This window comes from Anabaenopsis sp. NIES-4685 (assembly GCF_059725405.1).
In genome coordinates this window covers 628,218-650,736 of record NZ_AP043602.1, presented here as the reverse complement: position 1 = coordinate 650,736, position 22,519 = coordinate 628,218, and the positions used below count along the sequence as shown (strand labels likewise).

Below are 22,519 nucleotides of genomic sequence, written 5' to 3'. Positions count from 1 at the left end.
AAGTATAGTCTTTGACGGGGAGATTACACTTACAAATCTTTTGAAGCGAGCGGACTCTTTGGCTAGTTTAGACTTTTTGCCTAACCTCAGTGTAGTTAATACAATTGATATCAGTGGAGTTAATACAATTGATATCAGTGGAGTTAAGAATTTTGGGAGGGCGTTGGGTTCAATAGGCTCTTTAGGCACTATTGGTCCAGGTACGATCGCGGGATTAGGATTGCTGGCGGGGTATGGGATAGGTCAGACAACAGGTGGAATTAATTCTGGAACTGGTGGTGGTGTTGGTGTTGGTGTTGGTGTTGGTGTTGGTGCTGGTATTGGTATTGGTGCTCTTGCCAGTAAAATAAATATACTGGAGAAACTAGAGGTACTAACTACTCTAACTAATCCTCGATTACCAGGATTATCAGTTGGCAAATTTCAAAATATTGACAATATCAACTTTGGCAGGGGTGTAAATATTTTAGTTGGAACTGATATTATGAACCCCCTAGCCGGTGACGATTGGAACTCTAGGACGTGGACTTTTATTGATGGTCTTTTGAAGGGGTGGGGTGGTAATCAGTTTTCAATTGGTAATCCTATTAGTTTGTCTTGGCCCAAGTCCAAAACAGATATTGTCAAAAGCATTGTTTCCTCCATAAGTTCACAATTGAATTTTGGCGTTCATGCTTTAATCGGACTGACAGGTGGAGATACATATAAATTTAAAGGGCCGTGGGGAGGTGCTGCCATTCTTGAAATTCCCGATCCTTATAAAGTTCTGGGAGGAGATACCCTTGATTTCTCGGCTCTTAGGGGGAATGTTAACATTCAGGTTACAAATGGTGGAGGCATCACTAATACAGTAATAGTTGAGGCAGAGAATTTTATCCCAGGTCTGACTGGAACATTGGGAACAAACTTAGGACCAATAACCAATAGTTATCTTTTTGCCAATGACATTGAAAACATTATTGGTAGCAGAGGGACAACTACGATTAAATTTATAGGCAGTCCAGAAGGACTACTAGGGGAAAATCTGTTAGGTGGATATGTCAATGCCGGACCTGGTGGCAGTATAGTTTTAGACTATTCAGAATTTGATGGGGATGGAGTCAAGGCCGATATTGGTGCTGGACCTAATATCCAAACTTTCCCAGGATTGCCCGCGGCAGGCTTACCGGTTTTAGCTTATCAGTATGGTACAGCTCAATCTGTTTCTGGCAGTGGACGGTCCGAGTTCATTGACATAATTAATAACCTGGCTACAGCTTTTGGCGGGTCTAGTCCTATTAGCTCTACTGATCCGTTGTTGTGGTTTCAAACTGCTGTCGCCGCCGTCAGTACAATTGTTGGTAGTAAAGGAAATGATAACCTTATAGGGAAAGACTCAACAGATTTGATCTCTATATGGCAGTCGGATGAAAAAGATGACGATGACATTATTCAAAAACAAATTAAGGAATTGGCAGCTGACACGTTTATTTTGGGTCAAGGGGGCTATGACACCGTTGACGGGTTGGGTGGAGAAGATACTGTTATCTTTAGGGATGATACTCAGGGCTTGGTGATTGATTTATCTCAAGGGATAGCAAAGGATATAAATGCTACCGGTACTGAAGATAAGCATACATTAAGAAATATTGAAAATATTGGTGGTGGACAGGGCAACGATATTTTAATTGGTGATATTAAACCAAATAAATTCATTTTCAATGATGATAATTGGGGCGGCAATGATATAGTATATGCCGGCGAGAAGGATATCATAGATTTTAGTGGCTTTAGTGGCAAAATAACAGTAAAAGGTACTCAAGAAAAATCCGAGTACACAGCAACAGTAAACGTAAATGGAGAAGATAAAACAGTAAAATTAACTGTCTACGGTAAGTTTGAAAAAGTCCAAGGAAACCCGGAGAACTTCACAAACAATGCGGGCGTGACTATTAAGGACAAGGAAAGTAATTTTAAACTTACCACAGCGTTGGTAGCAGGCGGTCAGCTTCTGGTGGCGGGAAATACTTCATCTGATAGCGGTAACGTGGGGTTATCCATAGGGAAGGAAACAAATGCCATTACCTACAATCAGCTGAACCCCATTATTGAGGAGGCTATCCAGCGCTGGAACGCATCACCCCTGGCTCAAAATAATCCCCTGAATTTAAACAAGGATGTCACCTTTATTTTGACGGACTTACCGGAAGGTGTCCTGGGGAGAACCACGGGTAATATAGTGTATATAGATACCAATGCATCGGGTATAGGTTGGTTCCTAGATTCTACCCCTACAGAAGACAGTGAATTTAGTGGTAATAGTAGTAATAATTTATTAAGGGCAAATCTGGATAGTCCAGCCTACGGCAGTTTTGACCTCCTAACAGTGGTGATGCACGAAATCGGTCATGTTTTGGGATTACCAGATATTGAAGGGGATACCACACAGTTAATGAATATTTACCTCAGCACTGGGATGAGGGGAACAATTCCTGAGTGGGAAGTGAGTAACCCCATAGGGCTGAGTTCAGTAAATGGTAATGTGCAAGGAGCCCAACAGTCCGATGAGGAAAAACTGTTAAGCGGTTTAAATAGCTTTGCTGATTGGGCTGCCAACTATGGTGATATCCTACAGGAAAAAATAGTTGGACCAGTGGGACAAATTCCCTTCATAGACTCAGTGCTAGATAGTCTGTGGTCTGCTACAGGAGAAACATTTACTGATAAAATCAGCATCGCAGTGAGGGATGAAATTGCTGATATCTTTAACAGCAAGGAAGAAGTCAGCACCGCAGACTTATACGCCTTAGATGTCATCAGTCCCACGGTTTCCAACGAACTGAAAGAATTTAAAGCCAGTTTGGCAATAGCGGATTTTGAGCAAGATGTAAAGCTGGATTTCTCCAATTCCTTCTTAAAGGATTTAGGCTTTGACCTGCCTATTAATGTGCAACAGTCAACACCCATTATCTTAAGCGGAGACTTAAACTTTGAATTTGTCTTTGGTTTAGATAGTAGTGGTAAATTCTACATTCAAGATCCCACCCTGCGGGGAGATTTGCAACTGGATCATGATGAACTGTTTGATTTATCCCTAAATATTGGACCATTCGGTATTGGCATTGACGATGGCAATATTTCATTTAATACTGGCATTTCCCTAGGGGCGGAAGGTCGTCACTATGTAGAAGACTTGAACGGGTTAGTCTTAGGCTCTCCTAAACTAAACCCCGATAGTACCTACGCAATTGATTTACCCATTAAACTCATGGGAGCTTTAGCCGGGTTAAACAACGAAGAAAATCCAGCCCGCATCCGCGCTTCCTTTAATACAGAGGCTAATCCCTTACCCCCTGGTGATGATGTTACCCTGGGCGGCTTCTTTAGTACTATTCCCATGTTCAGTAGCGTGGAAAATCTCACAGAACTGGTGTCAATGAAGGAGATTTCCTTAGATGCCTTACTGGAAGGATTGAAGTCCACCTTGTTACAAATTGGGGGCGGGACAGAAACTGAGATTAAGAATGATCAGGGGGAAGTGATTGGGTATGAATACACCTACTCAGAGGATGCAATCCTACATGAAAAAATCCCAGTAATTGACAAGAGCGCCGCTCAAATACTCGGTTCTGGCTCCACGGATATCATTACCACCATTGTTCAAGCGGTGAATACGGTTCAACAAGGTTTGAGTGATGTCCAAAACCTAGAAATAGACTTGAATCAAAAAATTAGTGAGGCTCTAAATCTAGGATTATCCTTCAACCCTGCGGAGGTAAGTGCTGCCTATAAGAGCCTGACTGCCGTTGACTTTGACCTAGATGGCCAATCCACTGATGGGGATTTAGCCATTGCCTTAGCACGCAGAGACTCTGCTGATGACTTTCAAACCATCAGTGATGACCGAAATGTGGTGGCAGCCTATGATCGATTAGCTGAGTATGGTCTAGATCGCAATGCCACCGATAATGATATTAATGCTGTAGGTGTCAACCCCGATGAATTGGCATCCTTCAAGAGCGATCGCGATTTTGTCGCCAGTGATGAAACCTTATCTTCAGCCCTCGCCTGGTTACAGCAGGCGGGTTTAAGCAGTACTGCCACAGATGCAGAAATCGAAGCTTCATTTGATTTATCTGTAGAGAGTGATATGTACTCCATGGTGTTAGACTTCGTAAAAGGCAACCTGGAGGGAATGGAGGAACTCCAAACAGAACTGGGAGAACTGTATGATATTGCCCTGAAGGCAGCAGAAGGGGTGTTGAGTCAGTTAGGGTTAAGTGCAGACTCTACTGAGGAGGATGTGTCGGGCGCACTAGATCAGAGCAGTTTAATTGAAGAGGCTAAAGCCCATCGGGATGCATTATTAGGGGCAAGTCAAGAGTGGAAAGATGCCCTCAGTCGCCTAGAAGCTAAAGGTATCAGTGCCAATGCCACTGATGACAGTTTATTGGCTGCCCTGAGTGATGCAGAACTAACAACTGGACTACGACAAGATCGGGATTTACTGCAAATTAACTTTGTCTTGACTGAGGAAGAAGCCAGTGTTGCCGTTGAGCGTCTGAGAGCGAAAAATTTAACAGCCGACTCCACTGATGCAGATATCGCCCTGACTTTAATTGATCAGGTAAACCTAGAGGAATTAATTAGCGATCGCAACATTCTCGCCCAGTTTGACAGCGAAAAAATCATCGGTATAGCCTACAGAAACTCCTCCTTCACATTTGAATTAAATATTCAAGGCATAGATGTAGAAACCCAGCAAGCCTTTAACCTGAATCTCCAAGATTTAGTCAACTATGAAGGAGTGCCGGAAGCTGTCAAATCTTTAGTAGGGAGCGCCACCAATTTAGGCTTTGATGCCGGAGCCTCCGGGGAAGTGTATATTGATGCCGTGGGTTCCCTGTACCTAGGCTTAGATTTTGACCTCACGGATATTCTAGATCCAGAACTGTATGTCCACGACACCACTAACTTTAACTTTGACATTGTAGTTAAAACCCTACAACCCTTAGACTTTAACGTTGCCCTAGATATCGGCTTACAGGAGCCTGTGGGCTTCTGGGTCAAAGATGGCCTAGTTAATATTGATTTAGTGGCAGACTTAAAACTAGCTGACAGTCCAGAGGATCGCTACCTACTCAAAGACCTCAACTCCTCTAATACCGACTTTGAAGCAGACGGTTTTGTAGATATCCAATTGCCATTATACTTCCCCACTGCTAACTACCCCATGGGAGGAACCACAGACGACACTGATTTTGATGGCATTGCGGATAACGTACTGGCATTAGATGCCGTCTTTGAACCCGGCGGTATGTCCCAAATCAAAACCTCCGTACCCGACCTAGTTTCCACCGCCGATTTATTTGCCCTACTCAACGATCCAGAAAACATTATCAAGGGGCTAGAATTCCTATTTGATACTCTACACGACGGAGTACAAGCCGCCGCCAACGTACCTATTCCCCTGATTGGTGATAAATTAGGTAGTAATATTACCTTCTTCCAAGATGTTAAAAACGACCTCTTAGGCACTGCCCAAGCCCCCACCAGTTTCCGTCGCCAGTTACAGTCACCAAAATTAACCATTGAAACCCTGACAGAGGGTGATGATCAGACTAAAGAAGTACAGACAATCTACAGAGATGACATTAGTGGCACCTTCCAACTGGCATGGAATAACAAATCTACAATACTAATTAACACTAGTGCCACTGCCCGTGACCTAGAAAACATACTTGATCAGATCACCAACGTTACTGTTACTGGGGCAGGAACCGCACAAAACCCATGGCAAGTTACCTTTGAGCAATTGGGTAATCAAGCCCCCATCAAACAAGACAAAACAACCACAGTAGAAATCATCCAAGAGGGACTCTACGGTGTTTTAGGGGATTATTTAAAGGATGATTTAACCGATATCAATAAGGATGGGGTAATCAACGCCCTAGATGTGCCCTTATCCTTAAATAAAGACACCATTACCTTTAACCTACCCCTATCGGGAAGTCTGGGGAAATTTAGCCTACCCATTGACTTTGATGCCTCCATTCCCGGCTTAGGACTACAAATTGATCCAGGTTCTAAAATCAACATTGATTTGTTGTATACAGCTAACTTTGGCTTTGGTTTTAGTACCAAGGATGGGTTCTTTGTGGATACCACTGGCGCGGTAGAAAAGGGTCCCACTGGCGCATTAGTAAACACCGGGGAAGAATTTGCCATCCAACTCAATGCTACCCTGAGCAATGAATTTAGTGCCGTAGCCACCCTGGGATTCCTGCAGGTGAAAATTGAGGAAATTGATGAGGGTTCATCTCAAGATAATGATACGCGTAACAGTGGTTTCTATGGAAGTCTGGGGCTGGATATCAGAGATACCGATGGTAACGATAACGGTAGATTGAAAATTACCCAGATTGGTAAAATCAGAGAGACTTTAGTGGGAACATTACGGGCAGAGGCAGACATTGACCTAGCCGCCACTGTCATGGTTCCCACCAGTAACACCGTCAGCCTACCGAGGATTACCACCAACATCCGTTATGATCAGGTGTTTGTCAATGCCAGTACTGCTGCCACAGATACTAACACCTTTGGCGGCTCCCCCATTGTAGTATTTGAAGATGTCAAACTAGATTTAGGTACTTTCCTCGCAGGGTTAGCAGGGCCAATTGTGGATAATATCACACCCTTCATTAACCCAGTGGTGGATGTGGCTAAATTCCTCACCAAGCCCATCAATTTAGGCATCGATGATTTAAGGATTTTAGATTTAGCCCGCATCAAACTCCCTTCCGCTAAGTTCCAGGCTGTGGAGAAAGCCCTAAATGCCATCATCCAGTTTGGAGACTTTGTAAATACAGTCAATGCGGCAAAAACCGAAAGTATCATCATTGATTTTGGTGACTTTACCCTGAGTAACTCTCTACTCAAAGATAAGCAAAGTACAGTAGATAGTAGTGTAGCAGGGAAGCAAGCACCCAACTTACAAGACCAAACCAAAACATCAACTAAAGCCTCCAACTTTACTAAGCAAATCGGCACTACTAAAGGCTCCATTGAGTTCCCACTCCTCACTAATCCCGCTTCCATACTAGGGTTGTTAACCGGTAGAGATGCGACCCTATTCCGCTATCAAATGCCGAATTTAGACCTGAACTTTGGGTATACTCAATCTTTCCCGGTATTCCCTGGTTTAAATGCCTTCCTTAGTGGTAGTGTTTCAGCCGCAACAGATTTTAGCTTCGGTTTTGATTCTTCCGGCATCAGAAAATGGGCCGAAGAGGAAGAGTTTTCTCTATCAGGGGTTCCCCGCATCCTGGAAGGGTTCTATGTTGAAGATTGGGATAGTAATAATTTTGATAAACCTGAGGTTACATTAGGTCTAACAATTCAGGCGGGGACATCCCTGGGGCTGAGTGGATTGGTGGAAGCAGGAATATCGGGAGGTGTGTCGGCAGCCATTAACTTCAACCTCAATGATATCAAGGAGCAGAACAGGAATAGCCCCAACTTTGGACTTGAAGATGGCAAATTATTCATTGATGAAATTTATGAGCGCCTCTCCCAAAGTCCATTAGCCTTGTTTGATTCTGAAGGAGAACTGCGGGTATTCTTAGAAGCCTTCCTATGGGTAGGAATTAGGATTTTTGGGTGGGAAAAAACACTGTATGAAAAACGCCAACGTTTTGTTGATCAGGTATTAGCTTCCTATAACTATAGTTTCCCCGATCCTATTCCTGCCACTGCCGGTGATTTACAAAACGGCGTGCTGACACTGCGTTATTTACCTTCGGGTGCCACCAGTCAGCCCACGGATACCCCAGTGGTATATGATGTGTCCCTGCTCCAGCGAGATGTGGATATCTATAAAGCTGGTGAGTGGATTAGAGTTAGGGGTAATAATATTACCGAATACTTTAAACTGGCAGATGTCAGTCAAATTCGGGCGATCGGTACTAGTCAAAATGACACCTATACAGTCAGTGGGTTAAAAGATAAAAACATCACCATTGATATTGATGCTGGCAGTGGTGATGACAAGATTATGATCACTGACATCACTGGCAATGTCACTATTAGGGGTCAACAGGGTAATGACCTGATCTTAGGGGATAATATTGACGGCAATATCACCATTGAAGCCGGGGATGGTAATGACACTGTTGATATCCTTTATAAAAATCTTACTTACAAGAGTGCAAATCCCTCTATCTCCGTCAAGGGCGGTGCCGGCAATGATAGAATTACAGTTACTGGACCAGAAACACGGGCAACTATCACCCCCACTATCACCCTAGAGGGAGAAAGTGGCAATGATATCATCATCGGTAGCACTGGCGATGACAATATTAAAGGTGGAGATGGTAACGATATCCTCATCGGCAATCAAGGTAATGACACCATTGATGGCGGTGCAGGTGATGATAATATCCAGGGCAATGAGGATAATGACATCCTGACCGGCGGTGATGGGAAGGACTGGATCGACGGTGGTGCGGGTAATGATGAGATTAATGGTGGCGAAGGTAATGATATTTTGCTGGGCGGAACTGGTGATGATGTAATTCGCGCCGGTGGCGGTGATGATTACCTAGCAGGAGGTGTGGGTAATGATCAACTGTATGGAGAAGCAGGCAGAGATACCTTAGAATGGGTTGAGGGTACTGATGTTTTAGATGGCGGTGATGGTCAGGAAGATACCATTAATTTCTCAGGCTTCACCCGGGATGAACAGAACAATATCGTGGACACTAGCACACCCGATATGGTCACCCTCAGCGCCTCCGGTGTAGATATAGCAGTTAATTGGAATCGCAATAATTTGATTGTCACCAATTTGATTGTCACCGGTGTGGAAGGGGTCAACATCGACACTGGCAAAGGGGCAGATGAGATTATAATTAATAATCTCAGTGGTACATCTGTGAGAAATGTAGATTTGTCCAGTGGCATTAGTCAACAGGTAGTTACACAACGCCGTGCTGTCTGGGTTGATACAGATAACGATAATCTTCTGGATACACTAGATAAATATAAAGAAGATACCATTGTCACCTTCAAAGAATGGATGGAAATCAAGGTAGATAACCAAGGCAGAAAATATACTTTGGTTCCCTTCCAAAAATGGGTTGATTTAGAAGCTGAAAATAATCCTTGGACTGTCCTAGAGGAAACAGAGGATATCCTCAAAGTTCTCACATCTGAGGGTAAAGAAGAAATTTGGCAGATTTTATACAAAGAACCAGAGGGAACACCAGGCAGTCGTCGTTTAGTTCTCCAGGATGCAAGTTATGAAATCATCGAGGAAACAGAAGAAACTCTTCAAGTTCGTAATTCTCAAGACACCGAAGAAACTTGGTTAATTTTAGATCAGGATGCCAGTGGTCGCCGTTTGGTGTTGCGCGATGTCCAGTACCGGGAAGGTGATGTTAAGGAAGAGTTATTTAATGTTTTTGTCAAGGAACCTGATAACTCATCAGATAAAATCACCATCTTAGGTGGTGAAAATGGGGATGTCTTCAGACTCTCCACCCCAAGAGAAAAAGATGCGGATACAGACAAAACTATCAATATTCTCCGCATTGAACAGGAGGCTGGGTTAAACTTTAATATCACTTACCTGGGTAGTCCTAATGTTAATAAAGCCCCGGATACAGTAATTGTGGACGGCGCAGGTGGTAACGATACCATTAATGCCAGTGAAATCACTACCTTATTAACCACAGACTTACGTTTGTTGGGTGGTGAAGGTGATGATATTCTCATAGGTTCCCAGTTTGCAGAAACTATCATTGGTGGACTCGGAGCAGATACCATTACCGGTGGTGAAGGTGTGGATAGATTCCAACATAGAGACCACTCAGTAAATGAAGATCGTAAGATAGATACCCTGAAGGAGGAGCGTAATACTGATTTCTTCTTGAATGCTGACCAACTGCACATTGGTATAGTCAATGCTAATGGTACTTTAGGTGTCGGTGAAACGGAAAATATCCAGGATATCTTTGAAAGAATAGAACTGACCGGTGGTGATCGTCAAAACACTTTCTGGGTGGGCAACCACTTGCCACAAGTAGTATTAGATGGTAAGAATGTAGGCGATCGCTATAATATCCAGTTATCCGATACTACCTCTGGTGTTGATAGTCAAATCTGGATTCAAGATACTGGCAATGACGGCACTACAGATAGTGTTGTGATTCAAGGGACATTTGCCAGCGAGCTATTTGGATTTAGAACCGATGCCCAAGGCGCGTTTATTGAATATATCGTTGGGGGTGACAGCAATGGGGATAAAATCTATTACGATTTTGAATCACAATCGAAATTATCCATTGTTGGTGGACCTGGGGATGATGTCTTCCTCTCAGAATTTGTGGCTGGTAATCGGAATTTTGGTTTAGCTAATGGTGGGTTTACCCAGGTGACACTCACCGGCGGTATGGGAGAAGATAGCCTCAGACTAGACATTAAAGAAAACCCAAGGGATATAGACACCAGTAGCTTGTTAGATGATGATCAGCTAATTCTAGAAAGTGTCGAAAAACTCAGCGCAGATATCAGCAACTACAGTGATCCTGTGGAGTGGAAATTGCAGGAAGACCAATTAATAGGTAATGGTCAGGAATTATTATTCATTAATAATTTCACACACATCGATTTTCTGGGCGGGAAAGATGATCAGGATGAACTGATTATTGAGGAATTAGCCCTACGCTCTGCCATAACTATTGATGGTAATCATGTCACCGTCGCCTCAGGGGAAAACATTCTCAGTCAGGCGCAATTCAACAATTCCGCTTCTAACGATGACTTTGCCAATAGTATTACCGTCAATGGCTCCAGTGTTGCTTTGAACGGCATTAATATAGAATTTACGGGGGAAACAGGAGAACCTACACATACCTCAGGCGGCACGATTAATTCTGCTTGGTGGCGTTGGACAGCACCATCTGCCGATACAGTCACTATAGACACCCATGGCAGTGACTTTGATACTCTTCTGGCAGTGTTTACTGGTGATGCCGTGAATGCCCTGAGTTTAGTGGCTGCAAATGATAATCTGAGAAACTCTAAAACCAGTGAAGTTACCTTTACTCCCATACCTGGAACTACTTACCACATAGCAGTTGATGGCTCAGGGGATGCCACAGGCAATATCAACTTGAATCTTGTGCAAATACCATCTCCCATTATTGGTAATTCCTATAATTCTATTACCGCCCATGATGTGGAGATACAAGGGGACTATGCATATATAGCTAATGATGTCGGACTGCAGATCATTAATATTAGTGACCCATCCCAACCTACTCTGACAGTTAATTATTATACTTTCAATGCCCGTGATGTGGAAGTATCCGGTAACTATGCCTACCTCATTGATCAAGGTGGGAATAATGGACAAATAGGACTACAAATCATTGACATTAGAAATCCTTCTCAGCCCATACTTACAGGTACAGGTAATTTTAGTTTCACTAGTTTTACAGATGTGGAAGTGGTGGGCAACTATGCTTATATACTTTCTGATTCCGGAGTGGAAATTCTGGATATTACCCGTCCCTATAACGTCAAAGAAATAGGAGAAATAGGTTGGTACGATTCTGGGAGTATTTACGATTCTGGGAGTATTCAGGATATACAAGTAGTAGATAATTATGCTTATCTGATTAATGATGCCGGATTGCAGGTCATCGACATCAGCAATCCGGCTGAACCTACCCGGGTCGGGGGTTATAATACCACTGCATCCCGTGTACAAGTAGTGGGTGACTACGCATACATAAGTAATGATGCGAGATTACAAGTCATTAATATTAGTGATCCCACTGATTTGCAAGTTAAGGCGACCTATGAAACTGCTTTTCCCATCAATGTTGTCAAAGTAATGGGGGACTACGCCTATATAAGGGGTGATTTACAACTGGAAGTTATTAATATTAGGGATCTTGACAACCTCCAGTTGATCGCTGTTTATGAAACTCCCACATCGGCAGCAGGTGATATAGAAGTCGTGGGTAACTACGGTTATATTGTTGGTGATTTGGGATTACAAATCCTCGATGTGACTAACACCTCTAACCCAGTCCTGTTGAGCAGTCACTATACCCCAGTTACAGCCTATGATGTCAAGGTAAGAGACAATTACACATACATCGTCAGTGATTTGGGACTACAAATCGTTGATGTAAATAATCCCTCTCAACCCTCCTTCGCAGGCAGTCATAGAACCTTTAGTAGGGAGTCTTTAGAAGTATCAGCCGGAAATTACGCAAATTATTATACCGACGTTAAGGTACTAAACGGTTATGCTTATGTAGGTTATGATGCCGGACTACAAATTATCCAGATTGATGATTCTATTCCCTCACAGCCCAAAATTAAGGTGGATTATCAGACTTCCAGTCAGGTGTATGATGTGGAAGTAGTGGGAAGTGACTTTGGATTTTCTGCTTATGCTTATCTAGTTTCTGAGTCCGGACTGGAAATCATCGATATTAGTACTCCCACTAAGCCTATTTCCCTCAGCCAACTTACTTATGACCCGAGTGATCGAAATAATCAAAATAATATTTATTATTTCGGCGCTAGAGATGTGGAAGTATCCGGTAACTATGCCTATCTGCTTACTAGTTCGGGACTAAACGTGATCGATATTAGCAATCCCTCTAATCCTCTACGAGTCGGAGGTTATGATACTTTCGGATCTAGTTCTGGTAGTCTGGAAATAGTAGATACTTACGCCTACATCAGTGATAATGCTGTCATCCAAAAATTTGATATTAGTAATCCGTCCAATCCTTGGTTGGTAATGTCTTATCCCACTATGTCTGCCACTGAATTGGAAGTGGTAGGGGATTATGCTTATCATGTGAATAATTTTGGTTCACAATTATCAGTTGTGAATCTAGCTAATACAGACCCATATCTACCTCCAACGGATCCATACCCGCCTCTATTCCCCCCAACGGATCCATACCAAAATCCAGATTCAGATTTTGATTATAGTTTCTATCATGATGTGGAAGTAGCGGGTACATATGCCTATATGGCCGGTTCATCAGGACTCAAAATTGTCGATATCAGTGATCCTAACCGACCCAAAACTATCGGTAAATATAATACCAATGGACTGGAGGCGCGTGATGTTTATGTGGCTAACGATATAACGACCAACTATGCTTATTTAGCCGTCGGTGCAGAACTCCAGATTATAGACATCAGCGATCGCTCTAATCCCTATCGTGTCACAGAATTTACATCTGCACCTGATGCCACTCCTAATTATGCCTACTATGATGTGGAGTTTGTAGATAACTATGCTTACCTGGTCGGTGACGCTGGACTGCAAATCATAGACATCAGCGATCGCTCTGCTCCCCAGTTGATGGGAAGTTATTCCAGTGATTCTCGTTCGGCGAATAACCTAGAAATAGTAGGTAATTCCGGCTATCTTTCTAACACTTCTTATTGGGGGCCAGAACTAGAGGTAATAGGTATAGAAAATGTTTCTAACATTGTACGTACAGGTTCAGTTTCTACCCCAGTTACCAAAGACTTAGATGTATTAAATAATTATGCTTATTTAGCTACTGATACAAGACTGGAAATTAGAAGTATCTCTAACCTGAACAATATTTCAGGTGATCGCAATGTGCCCGGCGGATTTGACCATGTACAGGTGGTGGGAGACTACGCTTATGTGGCTGATGATGCCACACTGGAGATTATCAACATCAGCAATCCCTCTAATCCCACATTAACAGGAACCTATAGTACATCTAGCAAGATTTCTAACATTAACGTAGCGGGAGATTACGTATATATAAGTACTGAGGCGGGATTGGAAAGCATCTATGTTGCTGACCGAAGCAAACCCACTTTCACGGGAGCTTATTCTACTTCTGGTGAAGCCATGAGCTTAGAAATAATTGATGACTATGCTTATGTGGCTGTTTCTTGGGGATTGGAAATTATTGATGTACATCAATCAACCGTAGCGATCGCTGCTACCGACTCTGTACAAGGGGAAGGTAATTCAGGTAACAAAGCCTTTACCTTCACCGTGGCTCGTTCCGGTAGCACTAAAGGTAGAAGTACAGTTGACTGGACTGTTACCCGCACAGGAGCCAACCCTGCTGATGCCTCAGACTTTGGCGGGGAATTCCCATCGGGAATACTTACCTTTATCCCTGGGGAAACCTCCAAGGTAATTACAGTTAACATCACGGGTGATACTCATTTTGAACCTGATGAAAATTTTGCCGTCACCCTATCCAATCCCAGTCATGGTGTAGCCATCACCACCGATATTGCCATAGGCACAATCATCAATGACGATCTACCAAGAATTACCTTAACACCTACCGCTTCCCAAGAAATACGTTTCAATACTGATACTCTCCAAATTAGCGGACTCTCAGAAACAGTACCATATACCACTTCGTTAATTAGTAATAACACCATTGCCCAGTTCCAATTTACCGGAGATTTAGTAATTCCCGATGGGGTGAAAGTCACAGCCCAAGGTAGTCGTCCCCTGTCCATCTTTGTCACCAATAATGTCGAGATTGGTGCAAATGTCACCTTTGATGTGTCCGCTAATGGTGTAACAGCAGGGGCTGCTGGTGGTGCGGGCACTGCTGGTGGTGCGGGCACTGCTGGTGGTGCGGGCACTGCTGGTGGTGCTGGTGGTAACGGCGGCGGTGGTGGTGCGGGCGGTGCTCCTACTACTAGTGGAAATAGTGGCGATGCTGGTAGTGCTGGTAGTGGTGGTGCTGGCGGTGGTAACGGCGGCGGTGCGGGCAGTTATAGGAATGATGGTGGCAATGGTGGCAATGGTACTAATGGTAACAATGGCGCTAATGGTGGCAATGGCGCTAATGGTAACAATGGAATTGGTGGAACAAATAACAAATTTGATTTGACCATATCTGGTGGTGCTGGTGGTACTGGTGGTACTGGTGGTATTGGTGGTGGCGGCGGTGCTGGTGGTGCCGGCGGTGGTGGTGGCGGCGGCGGCGGCGGCGCCGGCGGTACTGCTGCATCGTGGTTTTGGTATGGTGGTAATGGCGGTGCTGGTGGTAAGGGAGGTAATGGTGGTGCTGGTGGTACTGGCGGTGCCGGTGGTGCTGGTGGTGCTGGTGGTGCCGGTGGTGGAGCTTTTGAAATTGTCGCTCAAGGCAAAATCTCTGCAAAGGATGGCACACAACTCAAATCCCTAGGAGGTGATGGTAATAGGGGTAATAATGGCTCCGCTGGCACCAGTGGTAGTAGTGGTGCTGGTGGTGCTGGTGGTGCTGGTGGTGACAATAACAATGGAAACGGCTACCTGGGAGGTACTGGAGGCTCTGGAGGTGCTGGAGGTACTGGAGGTACCGGTGGTACCGGTGGTACTGGTGGTGCCGGTGGTGGCGGCGCTGGGGGCACAGTCAAGCTCATGGCATCGGTTCTGGACGTTGACAACGCCTCCGTCAACATATATGGCGGTTTTAGCCCTGGAGGAAATCACGGTGGACCCGGACGACTGATTTTAGGAGGTAACACCGTTGACAATAATGGTCAATTAGTAGGTACTCCCGATACCAGAGGACTGTTGTTTGATGGTGGGGATTATGTTCAAATTAACCTAAATGAACCGGAAACAGAAATTACCCATGAGTTGTGGTTCAAAACTACCTCGGCTAACGGTGGATTATTTTCCGTGGTCTCTGGTAATCTTTCAGGTGGTCATGATCGCCATATATATCTTAAGGACGGCAACATCTTTGTTCGTGTTTGGAACAACGAAGTTATCGGAACTACAGGGTTAACTTTGGCAGATGGACGATGGCACCATGTGGCTCATGTTATTGGTTCCTCGGGACAAAAAGTTTATATTGATGGTGAGTTAAAGGTTTCCGGTTCTAAAGTTAGGTCAGATTTTAATTGGCAAGATCAGGTGATTATCGGTTATTCCGCCGATTCTACCGATTCTACTTACTTTAATGGTAGTATTGACGAGGTGCGCCTGTGGAGCGTTGCCCGTACCGGGGCACAAATCAAAGCCGACTATCAAGCGCAATTGAATGCTGGAAATTTAGGTAATCAGACAGGTTTAATTGCCCATCTTGATTTTGATCAAATTACAGGATTGACGGCAACAGATATTAGTGGGCAAGGGAAATAATGGTCAGATTGTAGGAGCTATACAACCTGTAGGAGCTATACAACCTGTTTACATTACCAGTGAAAAACTGCAAGCCAATCTGTATACCACAGGTGGTGCCATCACAACCTTCCCTAACTTCAGTTCCTTAACTCCCATAGCTTCTCAAACCACAGGGGTAGTTCAACAAAGTAATACAACTCAACCCTTTTCAGGGTTTAACCTCCAAAATCCCCCCGTAGATAACTTTGCTGTATTGTGGACGGGTAAAATTGAACTCATTAACACTGGCAATAACCAGAATGAGACAGTTACTTTCTTCCTGAGCAGTGATGACGGCTCTAGGCTGTATATCAACAACCAATTGGTAGTTGATCATGGGGGGTTACATGGATTTTCAGAAAAATCAGGACAAATAGCTTTAAGTCCTGGTATTCATGATATTCGCGTGGAGCTATTTGAACATACTGGTTCCGCTGGTATTCAGCTTGACTATCAAATTCCCGGTCAACCACGTCAACTACTGAGTACTGCTCCCATCCAAAAATTCGACGGCGTCCGGGCTAGTAATCCCTTCATTACGGATAATACCGTAGCAACTCCCTTCATAGCTGATCTCATTGGCGGTGCCAATGTCCATGGGTTACTGGATTTAAGCATCGCAGATTTAGGCATAGCCGGGGATATTCCCGATGATGCCTTAGCCGCTATTTACCGTGTGGATATAGCTCCCGGTAAGTACAACGTCAACTACTTTGATGTAGACAGTAATGTGGACTTTGATATGCTGCTGTTTATCAATGTCTCCGGGGAGAATATCTTTAACCCGCAATTGGGCATAGATTTAAATCAAACCAATCAAGACTTCTTAAAACCCTTATTAGCCGGAGGCACACCCCTCACCCGACTAGGTGATGGACAAATTTGGGCGACTCTGATTCCCGATGATGATAGTATTTTGATTAATGCTGCCTTGAATTACCCCAGGTTAGTGAATACCATATCTGGTCAAAACCTCAAGGATGGTGAAGCTGTATATATTCGCCCCACAGGACTAACTGATATTACCATCAGTCCCGACGGCAAACATCTCTACGGTGTCAACCAACTCAATGCCCTTGTGGTCGTCAATACCAGCAATATAACTCAAGAACAAATCTTCCAAGATGGCACTGTGCAAATAGAGGGCTTGGATGAGTCAACAGCAGTGACAATTAGCGCCGATGGTAATTATGTTTATCTAGCAGGAGCCACCGAGGAAGCCATCAGCGTATTTAACCGTGATGCCAACACTGGTAAACTCACCATCAACCCAGAAGCTTCCTGGAGAGGCACCGGTACCCAAACCATTACCACCCTAACTACAGGTGTCAATCACCAGGTATTTGCAGGGGTTTCCCCCATTAATAATTCTGATAATTCAGGACAAGCAGGGGTATTGCTCTTCCACCATGACCCAGTAACTGGTAAACTAACTCTTCAACAGCCTGCCTTCCTCACTGACAGCCTCAAAGAAGTCACAGCCATTGAATTAAGTCCAGACGGTAGCAAAGTATATGCCATCAGTCGTCAAGATAATCAATTAGTAGTTCTCAATGCCACGGATCTCCAGGAAGTGCAACGGCTAACCAGGGCAGATGTCACAGTTCGGAACGTCATGAGGGGAATTAGTGATCTTGCAGTCACTGATAAGTTCATCTATACCTTGAGCGCCCACACTGGTACTCTGGCTGTATTTCCACTGGATGCTGAAGGCAAACTTGTCATAGATACCACAACGCAGACTTACCAACCCATCCAAATCCTGCGGGATGGCACATCAGGCATCAGGGGCTTTAAGGGAGCAGCAGATTTAACCATTACTAGCACTGATAATCGACAATTCCTATATGTCACCAGCGGCGAGATCAATACCCTACCCGGACTGGAGATTGACAAGAATACTGGTAGACTGCAACTACTGCAAATAGTTCGTAACAGAAGTTTAACCGCCGCCACTGATATTGTGGCTAATGATGGGGATGCCTATGTTTCTGCTGTTGTATCCACAAACCCCCTGGCTCCACCCCTAGCTAATGACTTTGGTATTACCAAGTTTAATTTTGTCCCAGATGCACAACCGCAAAAATTCATTGTCACCTTTGACAAACTGCAAACCCTCACCATTAATACTGGTAGTCAGGGTGACTTGGTTGAACAGAAAAATGCCCCTACAGTCCAGAATTTAAACATTAACACCGGAGAAGGTTTCAATACTATTGATTTAGTCGAACCTAAGGGTAATGTATCTATCTCCTCTCTGGGTGATGGCGATTTCATTAATGTACGTAATGGTGAAAATGTCACTAACCTGACTATTAATAGTGGTGCGGGGGCGGATAACATCAAAATTTCAGGTGTTATTGCCAAAGGTGGTAACATTGATGCAGGGATAGGGGAAAACCAACTGACAATTGTTAATACCAAAGGTATTGAAACTATCACCGCTGGTTTTAACCAAAATGCCATCACCCTGGCTGGAGTCGATGGAACCACAGTTAACCTAGGGGATGGAGGGAATAGGATCAACCTCATCGCCAGTACTATCAAATCTCATGTAGCTGTTAATACTGGCTCAGGAGATAACGAAATATTCCTCGACAGTGCCAATGACAATGATACCTTTACGGTTAACACAGGAAGTGGTAGCGATAAGTTCCGAGTCAACGGCGAAAATATCAAAGCCGGAGCCAATGTAATTTTAAACGGCGATAGCGGAGACAATCTACTGGAATTTAGAGCAGATGGTAATGAGATTGATAATCTGATTAATAATCTGATTGGTAGCATCAAAGTCAGAGGGGAAAACTATGGCGCAGTTAGTTATGAAAAGATTCGGTTAGGCTTAGGCATACCACAATTAAACACCCAAACCGGGGCTAGGAGCCTCACAGCCAGTAGTACACCATCAGTCAACGTGATGATTGACAGAGTAGAACCCATTTCTGAAGGTGATCCTTTGAAGTTAGAAGCTAATATTAAGGGAGATATCACCCAAATCAGGTTTGTGGAATTACTCTTGGACGATGTTCTGATTACCACCATTGATATCAGCCAACTCCCCGCAGCAAATAATGGACAACAAGAAATTGATGGTGTCACCGTAACTCTGCTAGAGGAGGGAGCTAATTCCTATAATTTGATTGCGGAGGTCAAAGACTGGTTTACCCTGTATGATTTGGGTTTTGGTGACAATGGCTTTTATAATTTGACCGTGAGAGCCACTGATACTAATGAAGAGACTATCCTGGAAGATATCATTCTGTTAACTATCAACAATAGTGCTCCCAAAAACTTAGTCATTAATGCCAGTCAACTAGAAATTAATCAGGGAGATACCATAGAGTTTCAAGGTGACTTTATCGATTTTGGCGATGATGCCCACACTTATATTTGGGACTTTGGCGATGGTACAAGAATTGAGAATATATTCAAGATTAACCACACCTACACCAAAAATGGTATCTATCCAGTGACTTTTACTGTCACTGATGATGATGGAGGGCGAGCATCCTTAAGTACTGAGGTGACTGTGAATAATCTTCCTCCGCAGATATCCATAGAAAATAACACCATCATCACAAAAGAAGGTGATGCAGTAGTTAACAGTGGCACTTGGAGTGATATAGATAATGATATAGTCACTCTAAGTGCTTCTGTGGGTACAGTGACTGTTAATGAAGATGGTACCTGGATTTGGAATTTTAACAGCACTGATGGACCTGATGAAAGTCAAACCGTCACCATCACTGCTACTGATAGCGATAACGCCACCACCGAAACTACCTTTAACCTCACGGTGGAAAATGTCGCCCCACAAATAGGCGTGAATAATAACACTATTACTGTTTCCGAAGGGGTAATAGCAGTTAACAGCGGTACTTGGAGTGACGCTGGTAATGATGCAGTCACCCTAACTGCTTCTGTGGGTACTGTCACAACCAATGATGGTACTTGGAGTTGGAATTTTAACAGCACTGATGGACCTGATGAAAGTCAAACCGTCACCATCACTGCTACTGATAGCGATCGCGCCACTTCTGTGACTACCTTTAACCTCACGGTGGAAAATGTCGCCCCACAAATAAGCGTGAATAATAACAGTATCACTGTTTCCGAAGGTGACACACCGGTTAACGGTGGTACTTGGATTGATGCGGGTAAAGATATAGTCACCCTAACTGCTTCTGTGGGTACTGTCACAGTTAATGAAGATGGCACTTGGAGTTGGAATTTTGACAGCACTGATGGACAAAATGGGACTCAAACCGTCACCATCACTGCTACTGATAGCGATCGCGCCACCTCCGAGAGTAGATTTAACCTCACGGTGGAAAATGTGGCACCCAATATTGTCAATCTGACAGTTCCCACCAGCTTAAATGAGGGAGAGGAAGCCAGTTTTAGCGCCTTAGCCACTGATGTAGATAACGAATTAGATTATGTTTGGGATTTTGCTGCTGGTAATAATACAAGTTCTAATCAGAAGTTAAAGGGTGCCGATGTCAAATATACTTACCCCAATAATGGCATTTATCAGGCATCCCTAACCGTAACAGATAGTGATGGGACATCCTTACCGAGCAATTCAATATTGTGGTGTCCAATGTCGCCCCACAAATAGGCGTGAATAATAACAGTATCACTGTTTACAAAGGTGACACGGCGGTTAACAGCGGTACTTGGAGTGATGCGGGTAATGATGCAGTCACCCTAACTGCTTCTGTGGGTACTGTCACAGCTAATCAAGATGGTACTTGGAGTTGGAATTTTGACAGTACTGATGGACCTGATGAAAGTCAAACCGTCACCATCACTGCTACTGACAGCGATCGCGCCAGTTCTGTAACTACCTTTAACCTCACGGTGGAAAATGTCGCCCCAGAAATAAGCGTGAATAATAACAGTATTACTGTTTCCGAAGGGGTAACAGCAGTTAACAGCGGTATTTGGAGTGATAGAGGCAATGATACCGTCACCCTAACTGCTTCTCTAGGTACAGTGACTGTTAATCAAGATGGTACTTGGAGTTGGAATTTTAACAGTATTGATAGTCCAAATGAAAGTCAAACCGTCACCATCACTGCTACTGACAGCGATAACGCCACTTCTGTGACTACCTTTAACCTCACGGTGGAAAATGTCGCCCCAGAAATAAGCGTGAATAATAACAGGATTACTGTTTCCGAAGGGGTAACAGCAGTTAACAGCGGTATTTGGAGTGATAGAGGTAATGATATAGTCACCCTAACTGCTTCTGTGGGTGCAATCACAGCTAATCAAGATGGTACTTGGAGTTGGAATTTTAACAGCACTAATGGACCTGATGAAAGTCAAACCGTCACCATCACTGCTACTGACAGCGATAACGCCACTTCTGTGACTACCTTTAACCTCACGGTGGAAAATGTCGCCCCAGAAATAAGCGTGAATAATAACAGTATTACTGTTTCCGAAGGGGTAACAGCAGTTAACAGCGGTATTTGGAGTGATAGAGGTAATGATACCGTCACTCTAACTGCTTCTGTGGGTGCAATCACAGCTAATCAAGATGGTACTTGGAGTTGGAATTTTAACAGCACTAATGGACCTGATGAAAGTCAAACCGTTACCATCACTGCTACGGATAGCGATCGCGCCACTTCTGTGACTACCTTTAACCTCACGGTGGAAAATGTCGCCCCAGAAATAAGCGTGAATAATAACAGTATTACTGTTTCCAAAGGTGAGACAGCAGTTAACAGTGGTACTTGGAGTGATAGAGGTAATGATACCGTCACTCTAACTGCTTCTGTGGGTGCAATCACAACCAATCAAGATGGTACTTGGAGTTGGAATTTTAACAGCACTAATGGACCTGATGAAAGTCAAACCGTTACCATCACTGCTACGGATAGCGATCGCGCCAGTTCTGTGACTACCTTTGTAACAACAGTAAGTGGACTCGCCGCCGATATTGATGGTAATGGTAAGGTGACCGGTGCTGATTTATTGTTGATCGACCAATATCTGCTGTTACGGAATAATCCTAACGTCGATGCGATTCTGCAAAGTTCCTTTAATCTGTTTAGCACTGAAACTGTGGGAGCCACAAACACCACAGGTACAGCTTTGAGAAGTGCGATCGCGAATGGGGTCAACAAATTAGCCTTTGACGTTGATGGTAATGGTCAAGTGACAGGAGGGGATATTTTCTTAATTCGTCAAGCATTGTTACTCAAGAATAATCCTAACGTCAATGCCATTCTAGAAACTACCTTTAATCTGTTTACCAGTGAACTCACAGGACCGAGAAACACGGGAGCCAAAATTAATGCTTTTATCTCTAGTTTGCTGGGGTGA

General features: G+C 43.9%; 3 protein-coding genes (1 of these 3 running past the window's edge). All 3 read left to right on the top strand.

What is annotated here, in order from left to right; all coding sequences use genetic code 11:
• Tightly spaced (each overlapping or abutting the next), the 3 genes in view from AC6IZ0_RS02880 to AC6IZ0_RS02870 form a layout consistent with a single transcriptional unit that may run on beyond the window.
• On the top strand, window positions 1-16,159 hold the 3' portion of the coding sequence (locus AC6IZ0_RS02880) for a LamG-like jellyroll fold domain-containing protein (protein ID WP_497725009.1). Its footprint begins 2,180 nt before the window's first position; 16,159 of the gene's 18,339 nt are visible here — the last part of the coding sequence; its start codon lies off the left edge, out of view; it ends in the stop codon at window positions 16,157-16,159.
• Window positions 16,143-20,801, top strand: a complete 4,659-nt coding sequence (locus AC6IZ0_RS02875; RefSeq protein WP_497725008.1) for a PKD domain-containing protein — start codon at window positions 16,143-16,145, stop codon at window positions 20,799-20,801. Before AC6IZ0_RS02880 ends, AC6IZ0_RS02875 begins: the two co-directional genes overlap by 17 nt.
• Window positions 20,777-22,519 (top strand): beta strand repeat-containing protein, encoded by a 1,743-nt coding sequence (locus tag AC6IZ0_RS02870; protein ID WP_497725006.1) that lies wholly within the window; start codon window positions 20,777-20,779, stop codon window positions 22,517-22,519. The genes AC6IZ0_RS02875 and AC6IZ0_RS02870 overlap by 25 nt, the downstream gene beginning before the upstream one ends.